This window comes from Mesorhizobium sp. M0019 (assembly GCF_040323975.1).
Lineage (GTDB): Bacteria > Pseudomonadota > Alphaproteobacteria > Rhizobiales > Rhizobiaceae > Mesorhizobium.
In genome coordinates, this window is record NZ_JAMYVK010000005.1 from 158183 (window position 1) to 181181 (window position 22999).

The window sequence follows — 22999 nt, forward strand, 5'->3', positions numbered from 1 at the left end:
GTCCGAACGGCGATTGACTTGCCTCAGCTAACCTCCCGCGCCGGGTCGGCTGCCAGCGCCAGGGAATTTGCGACGTGCTCGAGGTGCTCCTCGTCCAGAATGCTGGTCGCGACGCGCACGGCGCTGGTCTTTCCGGTCGAAAACTTCGCCCCGGCATGGACCGTGATGCCGTGTGCGGCCAGCTGGACGTCGACCGAAAACATTATCCCGACAAGTGTTGTCGACGGGGGGCCGATCGGCACTCCCGCCGCAACAAGCCTCATGTGGTTTTCTCGCGGCCGGGCCGATTTAGGGTGCTCGCGTATGTGTGAATCTTCGCGATATGGGCGAGCACCTCGGCCTTGCTTGGCCCGCGAGCTATGACAGCCCAGTCGGTTGAGGACGGGCGGGTATCCTTTCCAAATGAACGAGACATGGTCTGATCTCCTGTGGTTTCGGTTGCGAAGCGTTCTCGGCGCTTACGGGAGATCGCACCGCGCGAGGAAGCAAAGCGTTTGAAGGCCCGCCGTTTCGCTGATTGCGGATCTGGCGCTGTTCACGACTGGTTGACGCAAAAAAACCTCTCGTTTTCCCACTCTTGTTCCCACTGCACGTCAAACGCTGCCGGCCGAGGTTTAGCCGTCCGGGGCGATCCCGGTCGCGCAACATCCGAACCCAGGAGTGAATGACATGCAGGACGATACAATGGTCATGGAAAAGGCTTCCGTTAAGAAGGCGTCGCGGGAGCCGAGGAACGGCGTCAATACGCCCACCCTTCTGGCCACCATCAATGCCGTCGCGGGCCAGCCGGAGCTTGCCAAGTTCCAGTTCCGGGCCAAGAGCCGCTGGATCACCGGCACGCACAGCCGCAGCACGATGGCCAACTTCTTCGGCGCTGGCGCCGAGCAGCCGCATGTGACGGCATACCAGGCCGACAGCGATCATCCGGCGGTCCTGTGCGGCGAAGACAACGGCCCGACGCCGGTCGAATACCTACTCCACGCGCTTGCTTCCTGCCTCACCGCCGGCATCGCGAACATCGCGGCCGCGCGCGGCGTGACGCTGCATGAGGTGGAATCGACCGTCGAAGGCGACATCGACCTTCGCGGCATCCTCGGCATCTCCAACGAAGTCCGCAACGGCTACCAGGGCATCCGTATCTCCTTCAAGATCAAGGGCGATGCTTCGGCTGAGAAGCTCGAGGAAATCGTGATGCAGTCGCGCGCCCGTTCCGCGGTGTTCGACGTGCTGACCAACGGCGTGCCGGTCTCGGTTGCCGTGAAAGGCTGACTTCGGTCCGCAAGAGCAATATCGCCGGCCTCGTCCTGAAAAGGATGGCGCCGGCGATCTGTTGCCCCTGCTTACAAGGCGCGGATTCCATGCAGCATACAGACGTGGCCATTATCGGCGCCGGACAGGCGGGTTTAGCCATGAGCCGGTGCCTGTCCGAGCGCGGGGTCTACCACGTCGTGCTGGAGCGCGGCCGGATCGCGGAGCGCTGGCGCAGCGAACGGTGGGATTCGCTCCGCCTGCTGACGCCCAACTGGATGACGCGCCTGCCCGGCGGCGGTTATCGCGGGGCCAAGCCCGACGGCTTCATGACAATGGCCGAGACGGTGGGGTTCCTAGAGGATTACGCGTGCTCGATCACCGCACCGGTGGAGGACGGTGTGGAGGTGCTTTCGACCGAAAGGGTCGACGGAGGCTTCCGGCTGCTGACCGATCGCGGCCAATGGAGCGTGCGTGCGATCGTGGTCGCGACCGGATACAGCGACCGGCCATACATTCCGCCAATCGCAAAGCAGATCTCCTCTCGTATCAGGCAAATCGTGCCGCGGGACTATCGCAATCCTCAGCAACTGCCCCAGGGTGGCGTTCTCGTGGCCGGGGCCTCGGCGACCGGCATACAACTTGCGGAGGAGATCAATCGCTCCGGGCGCCCGGTGACCCTGTCGGTCGGCAGTCATACACGCCTACCGAGGCTTTACCGCGGGCACGACATCCTGTGGTGGCTCGACCGGCTGGGAATGCTTGCCAAGCCTGTCGCTGAAGTTCCGGATCTCACCGCGGCACGGCGGCAGCCCTCCCTGCAGCTGATAGGCACACCCGAGCGCAGGACGCTCGACCTTGCCGGTCTTCGGGAGCAAGGCGTTCGTCTTGTCGGTCGAGCGGCTGCCGCTTGCGATACACGCATTCGGTTCAACGGCGATCTCGCCGACACGACCATGGCGGCGGAACGCAGGCTGAGGCGCGTGCTGGCCAATATCGACCGCGCGGCCGCCGGAGACGGCCTCTACTCGATCGATCCCGGTTCCATTCCGAGCCTGATCCTGAGCGCCGAACCGACCGAAATCGACCTCATCGACCAGGGTATCGAGACGATCATATGGGCCACCGGCTATCGCCGGGAATACCCATGGCTGAAGCTGGATGTGTTCGACGCCCGGGGCGAAATCCTGAACGATGGCGGCGTCTGCGCGTATCCGGGACTCTATGTGCTCGGCCTCAATTTCATGCGCCATCGAAGCTCCAGCTTCCTCGACGGCGTCGGCCGCGATGCGGAGGCGCTGGCGGCTCACCTGGCAATGTTTCTCGACGTCTCCCGCCGAGCCGCGGCCTGACCGCCGAATACAACGCTGGCGCGGCAAAAATCGACGTTGCCTTCAACGATGACGCTCACGGCGGACAACGACAAGGGCTCCACTGGCGCCGTAGTCAGCGCCCGCAACCATGGAGAAAATCAAAATGAGTGCAATGGTGAACCCATCCCTGTGCCTCACCACAACGCGAGGTTTGCGCTGGGCTGGCGGAACAATGTTGGCCGCAGTCTGGCGTTTCATTCGTATCCAACGGGACCGTCGACAGCTTTATGAGTTGCCGGACTACATCTTGCGCGACATCGGCATCACCCGCTTCGAGATCAACTGGATCACTTCGTTTGCCGGGCGTGATCCCAGCCGCCGCACGCGTTTTTTGAGGGCGGAGGAGGGCGGGGCTCGATGATTGCCGCATCGACGTCCCACGTCACGCATAGGGCGTGTCAGGCACCGCTTGTCATCGCCCTGCACTGCTCAGGCGGCAGCGGACGGCAATGGCGCAGCCTGGCGGAGCGGCTCGATGACAGCTACCGGCTCATCGCACCCGATCTGATCGGGGCGCCGGGCGGCGGCACCTGGACTGGTGCCGGCGCTTTCCATCTGACCCACGAAGCCGCCGGTATCCTGGAGATGATCGACCACCATGACGGGCCTGTGCATCTTGTTGGCCATTCCTATGGTGGTGGATTGGCCCTGCATATAGCGGCGATGCGTCCAGACCGGCTGGCCAGCCTCTCCCTTTATGAGCCGTCTGCCTTTCACCTGCTGCGCGAGCTGGACTGTGAGGGCCACGAGGCGCTCGGCGAAGTCTTGGCGATCGCAGGCACCGTCCATGACGGCCTGATCAACGGCAGTTACCTGACCGCGACAGCTCATTTCATCGACTACTGGGGTGGGGCCGGCATCTTCGCCGCGATGAAGCCGGAACTTCAGGCTGCACTCGTGCGGTTTCTGCCGAAGGCCAGCCTGGACTTCCACGCATTGATCCATGAATTGACGCCAGCAAGCGAATATGCCCGATTTGGCTTTCCGGTCTTGGTATTGCGCGGCGAATTTGCACCAGTTCCGACGCGGCTCATCGCCCGCGAACTCGTTTCCCGCGTTCCGGCCGCAATCGGGGCGATTGTTCCTGGCGCCGGACATATGGGACCGCTGACCCACGCAGACGTGGTGGCGGATCGTTTGGTCCGGCAGATATCGTTCCATGACACCGCGGGGTCGCGAGCTGCGTGACCGCGGCTTGCTTGCCCTACAGGCAGCGCAAACCTTCGAAGCAGATCCCTCGATGCGGAGGGATCAAGCCGTAACCGCCATGCGAACGCGATCGGGCAGGTTTCCGGCCGGCTCTTCCGTGCCGGAGAAATCCTCCCGCATCTGCATTTCTCTGTAGAGCTTGGCCGCTTCCGCGAGAGTGGCATCCACGCCAGCGATTTTGCCGCGCCGCTTCGCGAGCCCGAGAGCTAGCAAGGAGCGGGCAAGCTCTGGCCGTAGCTCAACCCGCCTGGCAAGGCTGCAGGCCTGTTCGAGCCAACTAATGGCCGATCTGGAAGATTTCAGCTCGGCAAGGCCGCGCATTACGATGATCTCGCTCCACGGGTCGCCGCGTCCCCGCGCAAGCTCGAGCGCATGGCCGAGATTGGCCGCAGCTTCCGGCTCATACAGGCGCGCACGCACGCATGCGAGCACCGCGCGCGCGTGACATTCGAACTGGGCAAGATCGAGCCGCTCAGCCTCGGTCACCGCCATTTCCAAGGTGGCGCCCGCGTCGTGGTTGCGGCCGAGCAGGAATTCCGCATGCCCGAGCACGGTCAACAGCCATGGCCGGAGTAGGATAGATGCGCTGGTAGCGGCTTCGGAGGACCACAATTGCAGCGCCTCGACAAGCGCCGGCTCGGGGCCGCGCAGGACGCCCACCACACCGGTGAAATAGGCGGCCGCGCAGCTGTCGATCGGGCGCGCCACTTCGGCGGCGACCTTCTGCAGTTCGGCAAGCGAACGTTCCGCATCGTCGAACCGGCCAAGCCGCGCTTCCGCCTGCGCGCGGTGCCCCAGGTACCAAACCGCACGCGCACCGAGCTGTCCGAAACGCTCCAGACGCCAAGCTTTGGTGAACCTCTCCTCATGCGGAACAAGCCGCTCCAGCACTTGCCGCGCCTCGCTGCGGATCAGAAGCGCCTGTGAGGCGGCCAGGTCCGACTCGCTTATGCAGCGCTGCACGCCATTTGCCGTCGCGCCGCGCTTGAGTGTGTCGGCCGGTTCCAGCGCCTCCTCGTAGCGGCCGTGGGAGCTGTTGAGATAGCTCAAGTGGAGCAACACGTCGGAGATGAGTTGCGGATCGCCCAGTTCCATGGCCAGTTCGCGCGCTTCCAATAGCTGCGGCAGCGCCTTCCGATAGGCACCCAGGGCGCCGTAGGCGGGCCGCATCCGCACCCGCAGGTTGATCGCCTGGGCGAGGGTTTTCGGATTTCGGGGCAGCGCGGCGACTGCTTTGCGGGCGTTTTCGAGGAACTGGACCGCGGCGGAATAGGCCGAGCGTTCCTCGGCCCGGCCCGCCGCTTGCAGCAGATAATCCGCGGCCGGTTCCCAAGCCTCGGCACGAAGCGCGTGTTCGGCCAGTTCCTCGATGTGGTGGTTCAGCGATCCGGCATAGAGTCTGTCCATCGCAACCAATGCAGCCCGATGCAGCCTTTTTCGGTCCTCCGCCAGGAGAGATTCGTAGGTCACCTTGAGCGTCAACGCGTGCTTGAACGTATACTCCACGTGAGGATAGCTCTGGACCTCGAACAGGAATTCCAAACTCTGCAGTTTGGCCAGGCATACCCCCAGCTCCGCCTCCGAGAGCGGCGAGAGCGCCCTCAGCAGGGGATACGGAACATTCTTGCCGATAACCGAAGCGAGTTGGAGTGCCTGCCTTTCCGAGTCACCCAGCTGCTGGATACGTGCGGCGATGAGCGATTGAACCGTCGACGGGATGGTGATGGAATCCACTGGCCTCTTGAGCTCGTAGCGGCCGGACTGGCCGGCAAGTGCACCGTCCGCAACCAATCCGCGCACCATTTCTTCCAGGAATAGCGGCGTGCCCTCGGCCCGCTCGGCAAGCGATTGCCGCAGTTCCCCCAAGCTGGGATCGGATCCCAGCAATTCGGTGAGGAACTGCTCCATTTCGTCCCGCGCGAACCGCTCCAACCTTATCTGCTGGAAATAGCCGCGGCGGTTCCATTCGTGCCGGTACTGCGGCCTGTAGGTGGCGAGCAGCATGATACGGTTGGCGCCCATGACCTCGACCAGCCTGTTCATTACGGCCTCGCTCTCGGCATCGATCCAGTGCAGATCCTCGATAAGCACGGCTACGGGCGCGGCCCGGCTCAAGGCAACGAGAAATGCGCTCATCGCCTCGGATACCCGTGAGGTCCGCTCCCGCGCATCGAGATGCCACCAGCAAGAATCGTCGACCGGCAGGTCCGCGAGGAAGGAAAGCGGCGCTGTATGACTTGGATCCAGGTCCAGTTCCGCCCGTTTGAAGGCAAACAGGCGCTGGGCTTCCGCCAAGCCGTCTTCGCCGCGAATGCCACAAGCCGAGAGCAGCAGCTTCTTTACAGCGCCCAGAGTAACTGATGAATCAAATTCCAGGCCGCCACATTCAAGCACAGTAAAACCGGCCACCTCGTCGAGGGAGAGAAATTCATGGGCAAGCCTCGACTTGCCCATGCCGGCGTCGGCGACGATCCCGGCGACCTGGCCGTGGCCCTCCCTGACCCGGCGCCAGGTTGCAAGAAGGATTTTCAGCTCGAGCTCGCGCGCCACCAGTCCGGTGAGGCCGCGGTTGGCCCTCAGGTGCCAGCGCGACAAAGCGTGATTTTCGCCCAACAGCTCGTAAATGCGTTCCTCTTGGCCAAGTTGCGGATGCTCCGAATGCGCTAAGCGGTGCATCTGCACATAGCCTCCGGCGGCTGCGCGCGCCCGGCCTGTCGCGGCGATCGTCGCACGGTGCAAGGCACGCATCAGCCGGTTGGCCGCACGCGGCGCGGCTCCGGCCAGTTCAACCTTGCTGGCTTTGGTCGTCCATTGCTGCCGTACGATCACCTCGCCGGTGTCTATTCCGGCCCTCAACTGGATCCCGCCCTGGGAAAGCTCCTCCACTGCCAGCTTGGCCGCAAGCGCGGCGCGGCATGCAAGATAAGCGTGATCCTCGGTGGCGCGAGCGAGGCCGAATGCTGCGGTGATTGTCCCGTCAGCAGCCGACGTGACGACGCCGCCATGGCTCTCCACGACTTCTACCACCCGATCCTCGACGGGCTGGAATTCGCGGATCGCCACTTCCGGATCCTGCGTTTCGAGGAGATGCATGGGACTGACAACTTCCGCGGCCAGCACTGTTATGTATTGCCGAGAGCGGTTGATTCCCAAGGACGCCGGAGGGCCTGCCAGTTGCTGCGTCTGTTCGGGGTCGGCAAGGAAACGACGCGTTTCGTCGACGAAGGTCGCGAATGCCGGTTCGTGGCCAAGCAGCACGTGGTTGACGCCGTCTAGCGCAACGAAACGCGCGCCGGGGATTTTGCCAGCCATCGCCCGGCCATGATCGAATGGAATGACCGCGTCCCCCGTGGCATGCATCACCAGGGTCGGGACGCGGACCCGCGGTAACAGCTCGTCCACGTCGATGACGGCGCCTTCCTCGAAAATGCGATGGGCAATTTCCGGCGAGACGGTGTTGCGTTGCAGCTCGTTATACCAATTCCTCTGTTCCGGCGTTGCTTCCGGAATGAAGAGGGAGGTGAACATTTGCCGGAACACCGGGTCGTCTTGGCCCCAGCCTTCCTGTATCAGCGCTCCCATCGCTTCGCGGCGCGCTATTTCGCGCTGATTGCCCCGTTTGCGCCAACCTTTGGTAAATCCGCCATACAGCACCATCCCCGCCACGCGCTCTGGATGCCGGACGGCATAGGCTATCGAAACGGCGCACCCCTGGGAAATGCCAAGCAGGGAAACGCGGCGCAGACCAGCGGCATCGATGATGCTCTCTAGGTCGGCAACCATGGCCTCAAAGGACAGGTCGGCGGGATACCGGTCCGACAGGCCGTTGCCGCGCTGGTCGTAACGTATCAGCTGGTAGTGCGCGGAGAGGCCCTCGATCCAATGCTTCCAGACCGGACTGTCCCATTCAAGCTCGAGATGGGACATCCAGTGGGCGGCCCTTACCAAAGGGGGGCCTTGACCACTCAAGGAATAGGCCAAGCGCGCGCCGTCGGGCGTCGTGCACCGGCGAATCTCCTGCGCAAGGGTTCGCTCCGGCGGAGAGGCAAGCTGTATCTCCGACGCAGGCAAAACACGCGTCGGAGGGACGGTCTCATCGGCGGGAGCGACCCCGATGTCGGTTCTCGAAGCGCGGCTCTGGACCATGGCGGATTGCCGTGCTGCCTCGCTCAGCCGGCGGATGTCCGCTCGAAGAGCCTCGTCCCTAGGCTCCAACCCGTGCAGGACATGCGCGTACGGAAGCGCCCGTGCCGGCTCATCCGCCAGCCGGTCGACCAGCACCCGAAGGATGCGCAGGTGCGTCACGTGCAGTTCGTCGGCGGTCGCAATGCGCCAGGCTTCGAATTCCGGACAGCGCGGCAGTGAAAGGTCATCCAGGAAACGTCCGCGGAACGCTCCGGCGAGGGCCTCCAGGTTTTCCCGTTCAAGAGCCTCTATGTCGCGACCGCCGAGGCCCCGGAGCGGCGCGATGTCCAGCACGATTTCACTGGTGTTCAGGCGAACTGCGTTGCGGTCGGCTTGCAGGATCTCGCCATCCCCGAGGTCGACGACCTGTCGGATCTTCGAGAGACTCCAGCGCAGCGCGCCGCGAGGATCGTCCGGTACCTCCCAGAACATTTCGCAAAGGCGCTCGCGCCTCTGCGGGCGCTCTGCGAGCGCAAGATAGGCCAGCAGCGCCCGCGTCTTTTTCGAAGGCGGCAAGGAAACGACCTCGCCAAGGCGAAGGACGGTCAGATCTCCGAGGACGCGAATTTCGAGCGACACTTTGTTGACCCTAGTGCGCCTACCAATTTAGCGATGGATTGTATCAAGTCCGTGCCGCTGCCGAAAGCGTTCGTTTCCGGAAGCGCGAGGTTTCCGCCCGCGCTCTGATTTGCCTTCGCTTTGTGGGGAGGCCGACACGGACAAGTCCACATGAATGCCGAGCCGGAACGGGATCACGCCCGTTCCGGCTCGCTTTGATGGTGGCGACGGCACTATGAAAGACCGGAGGCGGGATCTCACGCTGCCGCGCGCACCCATCGGGGCAGCAGGCTCTCGGGATTTGCGCATGCGCCGGGCGTGTAGTTTGCGCCAACGAACTCCAGCCGGGCGGCGAGCGGGCCGTCCCGCCAGGCAGTAAGCGTATCCATGCAGCCACCGATATGCTCGCCGCCGACAAAGACCTGCGGAATTGTAGGCGAACCGATCCGGGCCCTCAGAGCCTTGCGGATTTCCCCGTCCCGGCCGTTCTTCTGGAATTCCGGAGCATCGATGTCGATGGACCTGTAGACGATTCCGGCACGGTCGAAGAGCTTTCTCACCGTCCAGCAGAATTCGCACCATGTCAGGGCGAACATGACCACCGGATGCTCCGGATCATAGATCGCCTCATCGACAAACGCATGCGCCGACTGATCGATTTGGATTTCGTTCACGGGCGCCGATGAAAGGGCGAAGGACGGCGGCCGGTCGAAGCGGTAGCCGGGTGTGGAGCGAGAGATCGCCTCTTCGGCGGGCGACATTTCCTCGCTGATGTGATCGAACAGGATCGTGCTGAGATACCGCTCGCCCGTGTCAGGCAACATACACAGCACGTTCCGCTCCGGTCCGACGCGTCCAGCGATTTCCAGTGCCCCGCTCAAGGTAGCCCCGCCGGAGATCCCCGCCAGTATTCCTTCTTCCGTCGCAAGCCGGCGCGCAGCTTCCAAAGCGCTGGCGCCTGAAACGGGCAAGATTTCGTCCACAAGATCGTCAGCCATCGCGTTGCCGACGATCTGCGGAATGAAATCAGGGCTCCAGCCCTGCATCGGGTGTGGCCGGAAGCGAGTGTGCGCCCGAGTCGGCAGTCCGTGTTCGTCGAAAGTTTGAGGAATGCCACTCGACAGCAGCGCCGAATTGTCGGGCTCGCAGACGATGATCCGCGTTTCCGGCCGCTCGCGCTTGAGCACTCGCGCCACGCCGGCAAGTGTTCCGCCGGTCCCGGTGCCGGTGACCCAGTAATCGAGTGGACGGTCCTGGAACGCCGCGAGGATTTCGAGCGCTGTCGTGCGGGCATGGACATCGGCGTTGACGGGCGTCTCGAATTGCCGGCAGAGGAACCAGCCGTGCGCTCCGGCCAGCTCGACCGCCTTGGCGAGCATGCCGCTGCCACGCTCGACGGCAGGGGTCAACACGACCTTGGCACCGAAGAAACGCATCAGCTTGCGGCGTTCGAGGCTGGCGTTCTCCGGCATTACGATGACGAGAGGATAGCCTTTCCGCGCGCAAACCATGGCAAGTCCGATGCCCGTGTTGCCGCTCGTCGCCTCGATCACCGTCTGGCCAGGCCGAAGTGCACCCGAACTCTCCGCTTCTTCGATGATCGCGGCGGCAAGACGGTCCTTGATCGAGCCGCCAGGATTGAACGCCTCGATCTTGGCATAGAGCGAAGCGGCACCATTGTTGATGCGGGAAAGGCGGACGACCGGCGTGTCGCCGATCGTGTCGAGAATGCTGTCGTAGATACTGCTCATCTCAGCTGTCCTTGCCTGGTGATGACGGTGCTCCGCCCTCTTCGATCTCTGAGGTTGGCAGGAAGGGCGTGGTTTGCAGCGTTCGAACCAACGTGGAATTAAGCGGAGTTTCGACGTTTGAATCAGCGGCTCATCGCAGGGTCCGGAAGGCGGCCGCATGGGACCTGCGCTCTCGCGCCGGATGACGCCGCCAATACGCCCAGAACCACGAGATTGGCCGCGCCTGCGACAGATGCCACCAGGAAAGCAGGCCCATAGCTGCCGAAGCTGTCATAGACGAAACCGCCGAAATAGCCGGCCACGCCCATGCCCACCCAGGCGATCAGCATGACGATGCCGAGTGACTGGCCAAAGCGTTCGGCTGGCGCAAACTGGCGCACGCAAAGGATCAGGCACGTCATGTTCCCGGCAAAGCCGAAGCCGAAAACCGCCGACAGCGACAGCAGGCTCAATTGCTGGTCAAGCGCGGGAAAAATCGCAACGCATGCCGTCTGAATAAACGACGCCAGGGCATAGGCGGCAAGATTGCTTGCCCGGTCGGCGAGGAGCCCGAACGCGATCCGTCCGACGGCGCCGAACAGCATGGCGGTCAGCAGGCTGAGCGATCCGACATCCGAAGACCCGCACACAGCCGTGACGAAGCTCGTGAGGTGCATCAGCGGGACGCCCATGCAGGCGCAGCAGAGGAAGGCTGCGGCAGATAGCAGCGTCACCGGGGAAAGGCGGCCACCTTGGAAACTTGGTTTCGCTGAAAAATGCACCGATGCGACAACGGTCCGATCGACGGGCGGCGTCTGAACCGCTGGCATGGAGATCGCCAGCGCAGCCATCGTCGCCACAGCCATAATCGCGTATGCGAGGCGCCAGCCGACGCCGTCGATCAAGGCGTTTGCGGCGTAGGGCATTATGCCCTGGCCCAGGGCTCCGCCTGCTGTGACGATCCCTATCGCCAGGCCGCAGCGGCGGTCGAACCAGAGTCCGGTCACTGCAAGTACCGGCGCGTACAGACAGGCAAAGCCTAGCCCGCCCAAAGCGAAGTTGGCCGCATAGATCTGCCAGAGCGAACTGGCGGAGGAAAGCGCGGCGAGCGCGATCACCATGCCAGCTGAGCCGATGAATAGCAGGCTTTTGACATTCAGGCGGTCCGACAGCCGGCCCCAGAACAGCCCGCCCAACGCCATGCCGACGCTTGATAACGTGTAGGCAAGGCTGATGTCGGCTCGCGACCAGCCAAACTCCGCCTCAAGCGGTCTGATGAAGACGGATGTCAGCGCCAGGCTGCCAAATCCGAACGCCATGGCGGTTGTGGCACCCGCCGCAGCCAACAGGCCGCGCAGCCGTATTGCGCCGTCCCGAACCTCCCTGCCTCCAGTTGGTGATACCTGACGATTCGACATGTTTCTGACCTCGAAGGACCTCTTCGAAGCTGTCATCGGCCAGCGGTATGGAAGCAGGCGTGTGCGTCAGCGTGGAAACCTCCAACGCGGGCCGTGGAAACGGCTCACATCGGCTGCCAGCGCCAGGGAATTTGCGACGTGCTCGAGGTGCTCCTCGTCCAGAATGCTGGTCGCGACGCGGACAGCGTTCGTTTTTCCCGTCGAAAACTTCGCTCCGGCATGGACCGCGATGCCGTGGGCGGCCAGCGTGACCATCGCGTAAGGTTCCGAAGCAACCGGAATGAGGACGCTGAGCCCATGTCCGGCGTCGATATCGACATTGCGTTTGGCCAGTTCGCCGGCGAGCCGTTCGCGACGGCCGCGGTATACCTCCTTCGCCTGCTCCACCAGGGCGGCCGTGGCCGGGTCTTGCAGCAGCCAGGCGGTGGCTGCCTGCAGGATGCGGCTGGTCCATCCCGAGCTGAAGCTGCGGTAGGACTGGATCTGCTCGACGATCGTCGCCGATCCGGACAGCACGGCGAGCCGCAGATCCGGGCCGTGGGTCTTGGAATAGGACAGGATATGGACGACGCGATCGGGAAAACGCCGGCCAAGCGAAATGCGCGGCGCCGAGGCAATATCGCCGACGCCGTCATCTTCGACAATCAGCACGTCGGTGCCGGCGAGCAGGTCGCCGATGACTTCCAGCCGCGCCGACGACATGCAGGCGCCGGTAACCGAATGGACGCGCGGCTGGAACAGGAACGCGACGGGCCGCTGCCGCAGAGCGTTGGCAAGTGCATCCGGCAAGGGACCGTCGCTGTCGCAGTCTACCGGGATGATCGGCACGTCGAGATCTTCCAGGATATCGAGCAGGCGAAGCGCCGTTGGGTTCTCGATGGCCACCGGCGCCCCCGGCGGGACCAGCGCATGCAGCAAGGTGTAGATGGCGTTGTAACCGCCATTGGTGGCCAGGAACGCGCCGGGATCGTACGGCCATGACGGGCGCACTGCGGCCTCCAGCTCGGGCAGGATGCGCACCCGCTCGTAGCTGTTGAGCTTTTCGGCGCGCGCACCATGCGCCAGCGCGATGTCGAGCGGCGGCAAGAGCCTCACATCGGGCTCCGCGATCGCCAGGTTCAGAACATCCTGTCCGTAATTGCCGCCGCTCATGTGGCGCTCGGGCCGGGCGGCAAAGCGGTTGCCCATGATCCAGGTGCCGTTGCGTCCGCGGCCGCCGATGATCTTGTAGCGCCGCAACTCGCTCCACGCCTGCGAGACCGTCGCCGGGCTGACGCCAAGCACATAGGCCAGATCGCGCACCGGCGGAAGCTTTGCGCCGACAGGCAGCGCGCCGCTTCTGATCAGCGCACTGGTCTCGCGCGCGATGCCGCGCATCGTGCGGTCGCCAAGGCGATCAGCGAACCATCCTGCATCGAAATCCATCGGCACCGCGACCATTAAAGCTAATGTTCAATAACATAATAACATTTGATCGGCCAAAAATAAACATTTACCAATCGCCGGTCAAACATAGCGTTGAAGTTCATGCCGATGCCCGTTTCCATCACTGTAGCCACCCGCGATTGGGACTATCTCACCCCTTTGGTGCTGGGTGACGTCACTTCGAGCCGCTTGTCGGTGAAGGTTGATCGTGTCGCCACGCTCATTCCGGATCTCGGTACCGATCCGAACTACGATGCGGCGGAGGTCTCATTCAGCCGTTATGTGTCGGCCATGGCTTCGGGCGTCGATACGGTGGTTGGATTGCCGTGCTTCATCATGCGCGGCTTTCGCCATCGCTGCATCATAACGGTCGAGACCAGCCCGCTGGAACGGCTTTCCGACCTTGCCGGCAAACGCATCGGCGTGACCGGCTGGCGCGATTCCGGTAACACATGGACGCGCGCGGCGCTTCGCAGGGAAGGCGTCGCCGTCGAGGATGCCTATTGGTTCGCCGGCAGGCTGACATCGGGGCACCCGATCGCCGACCGCCTCGACGGATTCGGCAGGCCGGGGCGCATCGAAGCAGCACCAGGCGAGCGCCCGATGATGGAGCTGCTGTCGCAAGGCGAGCTCGACGCCGTTTTCACGCCCTTCATGCCGGACGGCTTTTTCGGCCCGGCTTCCGGCTTCCGGCAAGTGCTGCGCGATTTTCGCGCGGCCGAACGCGCCTATTTCGCCGACGTCGGTTATGTCCCGGGCATGCATCTGGTCGCCGTCAAGGCCGCCCTGGTCAGGGAGCACCCCTGGCTGCCGCAGGAACTCGCCAGGCTGATCGACGAAAGCCAGCGCGTCTGGACGGGCAAGCGCCGAAAATATGCCGACACCTCGCCCTGGATCCTCGAGGAGCTGCTTCATGCGGGGCGCGACCTGCCTGCCTCCTGGAACGCCAGCGGCCTGCCGGCCAACCGGCGCATGATCGAGGATTTCGTCACCGAGCTCCATGCCCAGGGCATTCTGGCGGAACCGATTTCCGCCGAAGCTTTGTTTCCTTTCGAGGCCAGATCGCGGGCCACCGCAGCCTGACAACGCACAACGAAGAACACGAAGGAGAATGCCATGAGGACAATCAGCTTCATATTCGCCTCGCTCGTCACCATGCTGGCGCAGGCCAGCTTTGCCCAGGATATCCAGAAGCAATCGGTGAACGAGGATTTGCGGGCCCGGCTGCCGGAAGAGATCCGCACGGCGGGAAAGATCACAGCCGTCAACAACGGCTCGTTCCCGCCCTATGAGATCGTCACCGGCACCGAACTGTCGGGGGCGACCAAGGACATTTCCGACGCTATCGGCCAGCTGCTCGGTGTCGAGATCGATCATGCCTCGGTCGCCGGCCTGCCGGCTTTGCTGAGCGGCATCAATGCCGGCCGTTATCAGTTCGCGATGGGGCCTGTCGGCGACTATCCCGACCGGCAGAAATCCAACGACTTCATCGATTGGGTGCGCGAATACGTCGTCTTCGCCGTCGAGAAGGGCAACCCGCAAGGCATCACCTCGCTCGACACCGCGTGCGGCAAGCGCATCGCCGTCATGTCGGGTGGCTCGGCCGAAAAGGTCATCAAGCAGCAGGCGCAGAAATGCACCGAGGGGGGCAAGCCGGCCGTCGAGGTGCAATCCTTCACCGACCAGCCGAGCTCGATACTGGCCGTCCGGTCGAAACGCTCCGACGCATTCTTCTCCTCGCAGGCGCCGCTGACCTATTTCGTCGAGCAGGCGAAGGGCCAGCTGGAACTCGCCGGGGTCGGCCAGGCCAACGGCTTCAAGGACATCTATCAAGGCGCCGTCGTCAAGAAGGGCTCGCCGCTGGGCGGCGTGCTGCTCGACGCGTTCAAGATCCTGATGAAGAACGGCACCTACGCCGCGGTCATGAAGAAGTGGGGTCTCGAGAAGAACATGATCGATGCGCTAGGCATCAACCAGGGCCAGTAGAGGCTGCCATGACCGACGCCACCGCTGCCTACGCGGCCGGGCTGCCGCGACGTCCCGACGACGCGCTGCGCGACGTCAAACGAGCCCACCGGCCGTTTCCGCTCGTCCGGCTGGCGCTCTGGGCGTTCACCGTCGCCGTGGCAGCCGGCTTCGCCTATATCGTTGCAGTCAACCCGAATTTCGGCTGGCCGGTCGTCGCCCAGTATTTCTTCGATCCGACGGTCATGCAGGGGCTTTCCGTAACGCTCGGCCTGACGGTCGTGGCGATGATCCTGGGTATCGTGCTCGGCCTGCTGCTCGCCATCGCGCGCATGTCGAACGATAGGCTGGCATCCCTTCTCTCCGGCCTGTTCATCTGGTTCTTCCGGGGAACGCCGCTGCTGGTGCAATTGATCCTGTGGTACAACCTTTCGACGCTGTTTCCGCGCATTTCCATTGGCTTCGCCAGTTGGAACACCAACGACCTGATCACGCCTTTGACGGCCGCCGTTCTTGGTCTGGCGCTGAACGAGGCCGCCTACATGGCCGAGATCATCCGTGGCGGGCTGCTGTCGGTGGACAAGGGACAGGCCGAAACGGCTGAAGCCTTCGGCATGACCCGCGCGCGGTCCTTGCGGCGCATCATCATCCCGCAGGTGATGCGGTCGATCGTGCCGCCGACCGGCAATCAGCTGATCAGCATGATCAAGGCGACGTCTCTTGTCAGCGTCATCGCCATGGCCGACCTGCTCTACTCGGTGCAGTCGATCTACAACCGCACCTTCGAAATCATTCCGCTGCTGATGGTTGCAGTGCTGTGGTACCTGCTGATCACCTCGGTCCTCAATGTCGCGCAAGGCGCGATCGAACGCCACTACAGCCGCGGCGACCGCGGCGCGCGCGAGAAGACCGCGACCGCCACCCTGGAGGCCGCCAATGAGCGCGCATGACATGCCCCTGGTCCGGGCGCGCAACGTTCACAAGGCCTTCGGCCCGCTCGAGGTGCTGAAGGGCATTGATCTGGACGTCGCGCCTGGCGAGGTGGTGGTCATTCTCGGACCGTCCGGCTCCGGAAAGTCGACCTTCCTGCGATGCATCAATCATCTCGAGGCGATCGACCAGGGGTCGATCGAGGTGGACGGCGAGCAGATCGGTTACCGGCTGCACGACGGCCGCCTCGACAAGCTTTCCAAGCGGGCGATCGCCGCGCAGCGGCGCAAGATCGGCATGGTGTTCCAGCAGTTCAATCTCTATCCGCACATGACGACCCTGCAGAACGTCATCGAGGCTCCGGTCGGCGTTCACCGGGAGAACCGCAAGGAGGCGATCGGCTACGCCCGCGAACTGCTGACCCGTGTCGGTCTTGCCGACAAGATCGACGCCTATCCGCGCCAGCTTTCAGGCGGCCAGCAGCAGCGCGTCGCCATCGCCCGTGCGCTCGCCATCCGCCCGAAATTGATGCTCTTCGACGAGCCGACGTCGGCGCTCGATCCGGAGCTGGTCGGCGAGGTGCTCGCCACCATGCGCGATCTCGCCAGGCAGGGCTTGACCATGATCGTGGTCACGCATGAGATCGGGTTCGCCCGCGAAGCGGCGGATCGGGTGGTGTTCATGGACGACGGCAATGTGATCGAGGCCGGGCCTCCGGACGAGGTTCTCGCTAAACCCAGGCACCCGCGCACGCGGGCTTTCTTAAGCCGTTTCATCTAAAAGCAAAGCCGGCGCGGCACCTGCTCGGCCGGCAAAGGACCTCCCATGCCGAAGACCTCCAACCAGTTCGCCGACATTTCCGACTTCGCCGACAAGGCCGCCGAGCTTGCAGCGGCCCGCCAGCACCTGCACGCGCATCCCGAGCTTTCATTCCAGGAGCACGAAACGGCTGCATACGTTGCCGAACGGCTCGAAAGCTGGGGCTATGAGGTGACGCGCAATGTCGGCGGGCTCGGGGTCGTCGGCCGCCTGCGCCAGGGCAGCGGCCGCAGCATCGCCATCCGTGCCGACATGGACGCCCTGCCGATCACCGAAGCTACCAATCTCCCTTATGCCAGCCAGGCCAGCGGCAAGATGCACGCCTGCGGTCATGACGGCCACACCACGATGCTGCTCGGCGCCGCCGAATACCTGGCGCGCGCACGGCATTTCAACGGCACGGTGAACCTTATCTTCCAGCCGGCCGAGGAAGCCGGCAAGGGAAGCGGGGCGCAGGCGATGATCGCAGACGGCCTGTTCGAGCGCTTTCCCTGCGATGCGATATTCGGGCTGCACAACCACCCGGGCGCGCCGACGGGTTCGTTCCTGATGCGCGCCGGGCCGCTGATGGCGGCGAGCGATACCGTCACCATCAGGATCGCCGGGCGTGGCGGCCACGCCTCGCGTCCGCACCTGACGGTCGACCCGATCGTCGCTGCCGCCAACATCGTCATGACCCTGCAGACGGTTGTGTCGCGCAACGTCAACCCGATCGAGACGGCTGTCGTCACCGTCGGCACGATTCACGGAGGCACGGCCTCCAACGTCATCCCGGAACACGCCGAAATCACGCTGAGCGTCCGCTCCTTCTCGGCCGAGATCCGCGACACGCTCGAGCAGCGTATTCGCAATATCGCAGCACTTGTGGCGCAGGCGCATGGCGCAACGGTCGAGATCGGTTACGAGCGCGGCTACCCGGTGGTGGTCAATTCCGAGCGCGAGACGTCCTTTGCGACAGACATCGCGGTCGAACTCGTCGGTCAGGACAAGGTGTCCGTCTGCCCGTTGATCCCCGGCAGCGAAGATTTTTCTTATTTCCTCGAACACAAACCCGGTTGCTTCCTGCGCCTCGGAAACGGCGAGGATTCAGCCATCCTGCACAGCTCGAAATATGATTTCAACGACGGCAATCTGACCGTCGGCGCAGCGCTCTGGGCTCGACTGACCGAGAGATTCCTGGCCGCCTGATCCATACTTGCGGCTGGGATTGTCGATCGGCCGGTCGAGCATTATTGGGGCGACCGGCCGCGCGACGATGCTCAACGAATTCTCACGCATTCCCCCTCTTCGAATGCGATAAGAGCTTCGCTTTCAGACAAACAAAAAGTCACTCGTCGTCAGCGGGCTTGTAAAGTTTGCGAGAGTAACTTGATCGACTCCTGCGGTAATGATGGTGTCGGTTCCACTTTGCGCAATTGTGAGATCATCGAACGATTGCACGCCCTCCACGCCACTAAATACAATGTTGTCGCCTTGGGTCTGGCTGAAGTCGTAGATGGTGTTTTGGGTTCCGACCGTCATTGAACCATCGTCCTTGAATATGAATTGATCTCTGCCGCCCTGAGCCAGTTCGCTCAGTTGCCCGTCACCCCACATGTCGTTGATGACGGTGCAGCCGGGTGCCGCGCTCCCGGCGTACAGGGTATCGTTTCCGCCCAAAACCGAACCGGACATTTGTAGAGCGTCGCCGCACAGGAAGTTGCGGACCTGGCCGCTTTCGCTGTTGTGGCCCCCGGTAAGAATGTCGTTGCCGCCCCTGGCGGAACCGGACATAGCGAGGGCGTCGCCGTACAACTCGCTTAGAACATCCGGACCGGAGTTCCTGTCGCCGCCGGTCAGGGAATCATTGCCGCCCACAGCGCTGCCGAGCATCGTGACCGCATCGCCATACCCCAAATTATGAGTGCCTTGCAGCACGGCCACGTCGTCGCCACCGCGAGCGTGGTCGGACATGTTGGCGCCCGCGTCACCGTAGAAACTTATCCGGGACCCACCAGCGCTCGTGAAGGTGTCGTTGCCGCCCTCGGCGAAACCGGAAAGATCACCGCCCGCATCGCCATAGAGAGTTTTGCTCAGAAGAGCCCCACCCGTGTCCGTGTAATGGTCGTCGCCGCCCTGAGCATGGTCAGACATGTTGCCGCCGGCATCGCCGAAGAAAGTGTTGGTGGAAAAGAAGCTGCTCGTGAAGGTGTCGTTGCCACCCTTGCTGTGGCCTGACATATCGCCGCCGGCATCACCGTAGAAAATATTGACGGAGTCGGTCCGGCTCGTAAAGCTGTCGTCGCCGCCTTGCGCATGGCCGGACATGTTGGTGGCGGCGTCACCGAAGAAAGTGTTGGTGGCCTGTTGGGAACCCTGGAAGGTGTCGTTGCCGCCCTTGCTGTGGTCCGACATTTCGCCGCCCGCATCACCGTAGAAGGTGTGGGCAGTTCCTTGTTTGGTTTGGGTCAGGAAAGTGTCGTCACCCCCCTGAGCATAGCCGAACATCTTGCCACCGGCATCACCATAGAAGGTATCGACTACCTGCCTTGCCACTCCACTGTTGAAGGTATCGTTGCCGCCCCTGCTATGGTCCGACATATCGTCGCCCGCGTCACCAAAGGCAGTGGTGGTGGAGGATGACAGCCCCGTGGTGAAGGTATCGTCACCGCCCCGAGCAAAATTGAACAAGCTCCGAGCCGCGTCGCCGTAGAAGGTGTAGGTCGACGGTGCGGTTTCCGTAAAGGTGTCGTTGCCGCCTCTTGAGAAATCGAGCAGGCTGCCGCCAGCGTCGCCGGTCAAGATATTCGTATTCGGATCGCCTGTGAGGGCGTCATCGATACCCCACTGATGATCTGCTAGATCACCGGTAGTAAAGGGAACGCGTTTAGACATTATCCGCTCTCCTGTTGAGCCTACCCGTCCCATGGCAGCCGTACGATGTGAGGCAAAAACGAGCAATAATCCCGAATGGCTATGTCTTTAGGCGTAGGGATCGGTGCCTCGTTAACGGCGCGCTTGGCGGCAGCTTCTTGAGGCCGTCCTATTCCGGACTATCCCAGCCTTGCCCGAGCCTTCGCCGTCCAGGCGTTGAACAGCCGGTCTGCGACGATGCCGATGAAGGCGATGGCCAGGCCGGCGACGATGCCGCGACCGGAATCGGCCTTGGACAGGGCGATGAACACCTCCTGGCCGAGATCGCGCGTGCCGACCATGGCGCAGATGCGATCATCGCCAGCGCCATCAGGATGGTCTGGTTGACGCCGAGCATGATCTCGGGCAACGCCAGCGGCAGCTGCACGCGAAAGAAGGTTTGCCGCCTGGTGCAGCCCGAAACCTTCGCCGCCTCGATCAGCGCCGGCGGCACCTGCCGGATGCCGTGATTGGTGTAGCGGATCGCCGGCACCACGGCGAAGGCGACGGTGGCGATCATCGCGGTGACGTCGCCGACCCTGAACAGCATCACCACCGGAATGATGAAGCAGAACGACGGCAGCACCTGCAGCGTGTCGATGATCGGCGTGACGATCTTTTCGAAGCGGTCGCTGCGCGATGCGATCAGCCCGATCGGGATGCCGATCAGGCAGGCGACAAAGGCCGAGATGCCGCACAAATAGACCGTCGCCATGGTCTTTTCCCAAAGTCCGGTGGCGGCGCAGAACGCTGTCAATGCCGCGACCAGGGCGGCGAGGCGCAAGCCGCCGAGCTGGTAGCCGGCAAGGCCGAGGAGACACACCGCGCCCAGCCACGGAAAGCCCTCGCAGAAGGCGCGCACCGGGTTGAGCACATTGAGGATAAGCACCACGCGGAACGCTTCGATCGTGTCGAAGAAGTTGATGGTGATCCAGTTCACCGCCGCCTTCCACAAAGGCGCGGTGGTCAAGGTGATCGCTTTCGGCACCGCGGCAAAGGCCGGCACGAACAGGCCGAGCAGCGTGGTGACGGCGAGAATGGCGACGGCCAGCGTCAGATTGGGATAGCGTCGCCAGAAACTGGTGCTGGCCTGATGGCGGACATTGCCCTTGGCGTGATTGTGCGCGATCGCCTGGCTCAGCCGGTCGAGTGCAATTGCCAGCGCGACAATGGCGAGGCCAGCTTCCATGGCCTCGCCGACCTTGAGCGCGCGCAACGCCAAAAGCACGTCATAGCCGAGCCCACCGGCGCCGATCATCGAGGCGATGATCACCATATTGAGCGCCAGCATGATGACCTGGTTGACGCCGACCATCAATGTCGGCCGCGCCGACGGCAACAGCACCCGCCACAGTTTCTGCCGTGCCGTGCAGCCGGCCATCGCGCTGAAATCGTCGATCTCCGACGGCACCCGCGACAGGCCGAGCATCGTCGCCCGCACCATTGGTGGCGTCGCGAAAATTGCCGTCGCGATCATTGCCGAGACCGGGCTGTTGCCGAACAGAAGCAGCATCGGGATCAGATAGGCGAAGGTCGGGATCGTCTGCATCAGATCGAGGGCAGGGGAGATCAACAACCTCTCCGCCCAAGGCTTGCGCCATGCCCAGATGCCGGCGAACAGCCCGGTGACAATGCAAAACGGCACGGCGATCGAGATCAAGCCCAGCGTCAGCATGGCGCTGGTCCACTGCCCGAACAGCGCGATGTAGAGAAAACAGCCGCCGGCCAGCGCACCCAGCTTCCAGCCGCCGGCGGCGCGCCCGGCAAGGTAGGCGGCAGCGCAGACGCCGACCCAGGACAGGCGCGGCAAGACGATCATATCCGCGCCATGGCCGATCTTGAAATTCTTGGCCAGAAGAGCGAGCGCGAAATCAAGCGGCACGCCGAGCACCGCGGTGATCGAGCGGGTCAGCCAGGAGAAGTTCGACTTCACCCAGTTCATCAGCGCACCGACCCAGTCAGCGACGGGAACGATCGCGCCGGCCGGGTAATTGACCGCCCAGGGCAGGCTTTCCTGCAGCAGGAAGACAATAAGCACGGCGGCGAGCGCACAGGCCCAGATCGCCAGCCAGGTTTGAACCGGTCGGGGCCTCGCTGCGCTGGCGCTTGCCGTGACGGTCATCCGCCGGCCCCACGACGCTCGATGCCGGCGAGAAGATCGATCACCGCCTGCGGCGTGACTAAGCCGATCGGCTTGCCGGTGCCGTTGACCACCGCGAAGGGCTTGCCGGCAGAGACGATATCTGCCGAAAAACTTGATATCTTGGCATCCGGCGCGACCGTGCCGCCGTACTCGGCGCCGTCGCAGGCGCGCATCAGGCTGCGCGCCGAGATCACCTTGGCGCGGTCGACGTCGCGGGTGAATTCGGCGACATAGTCGGTCGCCGGGTTGACCACCAGCTCTTCCGGCGTGCCGATTTGGATGACCTCGCCGTCCTTCATGATGGCGATACGATCGGCCAGCCGAATGGCCTCGTCGAAATCATGGGTGATGAAGACGATGGTCTTGTGCAGCATGGTCTGCAGCCGCATCAGCTCGTCCTGCATCTCTCGGCGGATCAGCGGATCGAGGGCCGAGAACGGCTCGTCGAGGAACCAGATTTCCGGCTTCGTGGCGAGGCTGCGGGCGATGCCGACACGCTGCTGCTGGCCGCCAGAAAGCTCGCGCGGATAGAAATGCTCGCGACCGCGCAAGCCGACCAGCTCGATCACTTCCCGCGCGCGCGCCTCGCGCGTCGGCCGGTCCTGCCCCTGGATGCCGAGGGGGAAGGCAATGTTCTCCAGTACGTTGAGATGCGGCAGCAAGGCAAAATTCTGGAACACCATGCCCATGCGGTGGCGTCGCAGCTCGATCAGCGCGGCATCGGAAATCTTGAGCAGGTCCTTGCCTTCAAACTCGACCTTGCCGTGGGTCGGCTCGATCAGCCGCGACATGCAGCGCACCAGTGTCGACTTGCCGGACCCCGAAAGTCCCATGATGATGAAGATCTCGCCTTGGCGGATTTCGAGATCGACGGCGCGCACCGCGCCAACCAGTCCGGCAGCGGCGATGTCCGCCAGGCTGGCCTTGCCGTCGCGCCGGCGGATGAAATTGGCCGCGTCCGCCCCGAACAGCTTCCAGACATTGTGACAGGCAAGCTTTGTCGGGCGGGCATCGTTGCCCGCTTTCGCCGCCTGTTCAATCGTATCGGTCATGCGATCGTCCTTCTGGAACACGGGATCGCGACCCGGCCACGGATGGCCGGGT

At 63.4% G+C, this 22999-nt stretch carries 16 protein-coding genes and 1 pseudogene; 9 read left to right on the plus strand and 8 right to left on the minus strand.

Going from position 1 to position 22999, the window contains the following annotated elements; genetic code table 11:
* Positions 1–23: 23 nt before the first annotated feature.
* The gene (locus tag NKK47_RS06175; protein ID WP_352575632.1) at positions 24–263 is read right to left on the minus strand and encodes a hypothetical protein; all 240 of its coding nucleotides are present in this window, start codon (positions 261–263) and stop codon (positions 24–26) included.
* A gap of 406 nt (positions 264–669) precedes the next feature.
* Between NKK47_RS06175 and NKK47_RS06180 the strand changes: the two genes are divergently transcribed.
* The 4 genes from NKK47_RS06180 (at position 670) to NKK47_RS06195 (ending at position 3809) form a co-directional block, all read left to right on the plus strand.
* Positions 670–1269 (plus strand): OsmC family protein, encoded by a 600-nt coding sequence (locus NKK47_RS06180; RefSeq protein WP_023674002.1) that lies wholly within the window; start codon positions 670–672, stop codon positions 1267–1269.
* A 44-nt stretch (positions 1270–1313) separates the two neighbouring features.
* The gene (locus NKK47_RS06185; RefSeq protein WP_352575634.1) at positions 1314–2600 is read left to right on the plus strand and encodes an NAD(P)-binding domain-containing protein; all 1287 of its coding nucleotides are present in this window, start codon (positions 1314–1316) and stop codon (positions 2598–2600) included.
* Positions 2601–2724: 124 nt separating this feature from the next.
* Entirely contained in the window at positions 2725–2982 is a 258-nt protein-coding gene (locus NKK47_RS06190; protein WP_352575636.1) for a YjiS-like domain-containing protein, read from the plus strand.
* Positions 2979–3809: an alpha/beta fold hydrolase gene (locus NKK47_RS06195; protein WP_352575638.1), complete on the plus strand. Its 831-nt coding sequence runs from the start codon at positions 2979–2981 to the stop codon at positions 3807–3809. Before NKK47_RS06190 ends, NKK47_RS06195 begins: the two co-directional genes overlap by 4 nt.
* Before the next feature lie 63 nt (positions 3810–3872).
* On the opposite strand, the gene NKK47_RS06200 is transcribed toward NKK47_RS06195, so the two are convergent.
* The 4 genes from NKK47_RS06200 to NKK47_RS06215 form a co-directional block, all read right to left on the minus strand.
* On the minus strand, positions 3873–8594 hold the full coding sequence (locus NKK47_RS06200; RefSeq protein WP_352575640.1) for an alpha/beta fold hydrolase: 4722 nt from the start codon (positions 8592–8594) through the stop codon (positions 3873–3875).
* Between the two features lie 236 nt (positions 8595–8830).
* Positions 8831–10324: a cysteine synthase A gene (gene cysK, locus NKK47_RS06205; RefSeq protein WP_352575642.1), complete on the minus strand. Its 1494-nt coding sequence runs from the start codon at positions 10322–10324 to the stop codon at positions 8831–8833.
* A gap of 122 nt (positions 10325–10446) precedes the next feature.
* A complete protein-coding gene (locus tag NKK47_RS06210) occupies positions 10447–11757 on the minus strand; it encodes an MFS transporter (RefSeq protein ID WP_352575644.1) in 1311 nt (436 codons plus the stop codon).
* Positions 11758–11787: 30 nt separating this feature from the next.
* Positions 11788–13146, minus strand: coding sequence for an aminotransferase-like domain-containing protein (locus tag NKK47_RS06215; RefSeq protein ID WP_352575646.1), 1359 nt, complete (start codon positions 13144–13146; stop codon positions 11788–11790).
* Positions 13147–13254: 108 nt separating this feature from the next.
* Here NKK47_RS06215 and NKK47_RS06220 point away from each other — a divergent pair, with 108 nt between their 5' ends.
* From NKK47_RS06220 to NKK47_RS06240, 5 genes are all read left to right on the plus strand, one after another.
* On the plus strand, positions 13255–14229 hold the full coding sequence (locus NKK47_RS06220) for a substrate-binding domain-containing protein (protein WP_352575648.1): 975 nt from the start codon (positions 13255–13257) through the stop codon (positions 14227–14229).
* A 72-nt stretch (positions 14230–14301) separates the two neighbouring features.
* Entirely contained in the window at positions 14302–15132 is an 831-nt protein-coding gene (locus tag NKK47_RS06225) for an ABC transporter substrate-binding protein (RefSeq protein WP_502904976.1), read from the plus strand.
* 8 nt (positions 15133–15140) lie between these two features.
* Entirely contained in the window at positions 15141–16061 is a 921-nt protein-coding gene (locus NKK47_RS06230; RefSeq protein ID WP_352575652.1) for an amino acid ABC transporter permease, read from the plus strand.
* Complete coding sequence (locus NKK47_RS06235) at positions 16048–16821, plus strand: amino acid ABC transporter ATP-binding protein (protein ID WP_352575654.1); 774 nt, start codon at positions 16048–16050, stop codon at positions 16819–16821. The genes NKK47_RS06230 and NKK47_RS06235 overlap by 14 nt, the downstream gene beginning before the upstream one ends.
* 45 nt (positions 16822–16866) lie before the next feature.
* Entirely contained in the window at positions 16867–18048 is a 1182-nt protein-coding gene (locus tag NKK47_RS06240; RefSeq protein ID WP_352575656.1) for a M20 aminoacylase family protein, read from the plus strand.
* Between the two features lie 123 nt (positions 18049–18171).
* Here NKK47_RS06240 and NKK47_RS06245 read toward each other — a convergent pair whose 3' ends face one another.
* The 3 genes and pseudogenes from NKK47_RS06245 to NKK47_RS06255 form a co-directional block, all read right to left on the minus strand.
* Positions 18172–19734 carry a hypothetical protein gene (locus NKK47_RS06245; protein ID WP_352575658.1) on the minus strand — a complete coding sequence of 521 codons (1563 nt, stop codon included), beginning with the start codon at positions 19732–19734 and terminating at the stop codon, positions 18172–18174.
* Between the two features lie 158 nt (positions 19735–19892).
* Positions 19893–21874, minus strand: a pseudogene (locus NKK47_RS06250) (ABC transporter permease).
* Complete coding sequence (locus NKK47_RS06255) at positions 21871–22947, minus strand: quaternary amine ABC transporter ATP-binding protein (protein WP_352575660.1); 1077 nt, start codon at positions 22945–22947, stop codon at positions 21871–21873. Before NKK47_RS06255 ends, NKK47_RS06250 begins: the two are co-directional and overlap by 4 nt.
* Positions 22948–22999: the final 52 nt, after the last annotated feature.

Coding starts and splice junctions, on each gene's coding strand:
- NKK47_RS06175 (WP_352575632.1), bottom strand. CDS start 263: ATGAGGCTTGTTGCGGCGGGAGTGCCGATCGGCCCCCCGTCGACAACA.
- NKK47_RS06180 (WP_023674002.1), top strand. CDS start 670: ATGCAGGACGATACAATGGTCATGGAAAAGGCTTCCGTTAAGAAGGCG.
- NKK47_RS06185 (WP_352575634.1), top strand. CDS start 1,314: ATGGCGCCGGCGATCTGTTGCCCCTGCTTACAAGGCGCGGATTCCATG.
- NKK47_RS06190 (WP_352575636.1), top strand. CDS start 2,725: ATGAGTGCAATGGTGAACCCATCCCTGTGCCTCACCACAACGCGAGGT.
- NKK47_RS06195 (WP_352575638.1), top strand. CDS start 2,979: ATGATTGCCGCATCGACGTCCCACGTCACGCATAGGGCGTGTCAGGCA.
- cysK (WP_352575642.1), bottom strand. CDS start 10,324: ATGAGCAGTATCTACGACAGCATTCTCGACACGATCGGCGACACGCCG.
- NKK47_RS06210 (WP_352575644.1), bottom strand. CDS start 11,757: ATGACAGCTTCGAAGAGGTCCTTCGAGGTCAGAAACATGTCGAATCGT.
- NKK47_RS06215 (WP_352575646.1), bottom strand. CDS start 13,146: ATGGATTTCGATGCAGGATGGTTCGCTGATCGCCTTGGCGACCGCACG.
- NKK47_RS06220 (WP_352575648.1), top strand. CDS start 13,255: ATGCCCGTTTCCATCACTGTAGCCACCCGCGATTGGGACTATCTCACC.
- NKK47_RS06225 (WP_502904976.1), top strand. CDS start 14,302: ATGCTGGCGCAGGCCAGCTTTGCCCAGGATATCCAGAAGCAATCGGTG.
- NKK47_RS06230 (WP_352575652.1), top strand. CDS start 15,141: ATGACCGACGCCACCGCTGCCTACGCGGCCGGGCTGCCGCGACGTCCC.
- NKK47_RS06235 (WP_352575654.1), top strand. CDS start 16,048: ATGAGCGCGCATGACATGCCCCTGGTCCGGGCGCGCAACGTTCACAAG.
- NKK47_RS06240 (WP_352575656.1), top strand. CDS start 16,867: ATGCCGAAGACCTCCAACCAGTTCGCCGACATTTCCGACTTCGCCGAC.
- NKK47_RS06245 (WP_352575658.1), bottom strand. CDS start 19,734: ATGTCTAAACGCGTTCCCTTTACTACCGGTGATCTAGCAGATCATCAG.
- NKK47_RS06255 (WP_352575660.1), bottom strand. CDS start 22,947: ATGACCGATACGATTGAACAGGCGGCGAAAGCGGGCAACGATGCCCGC.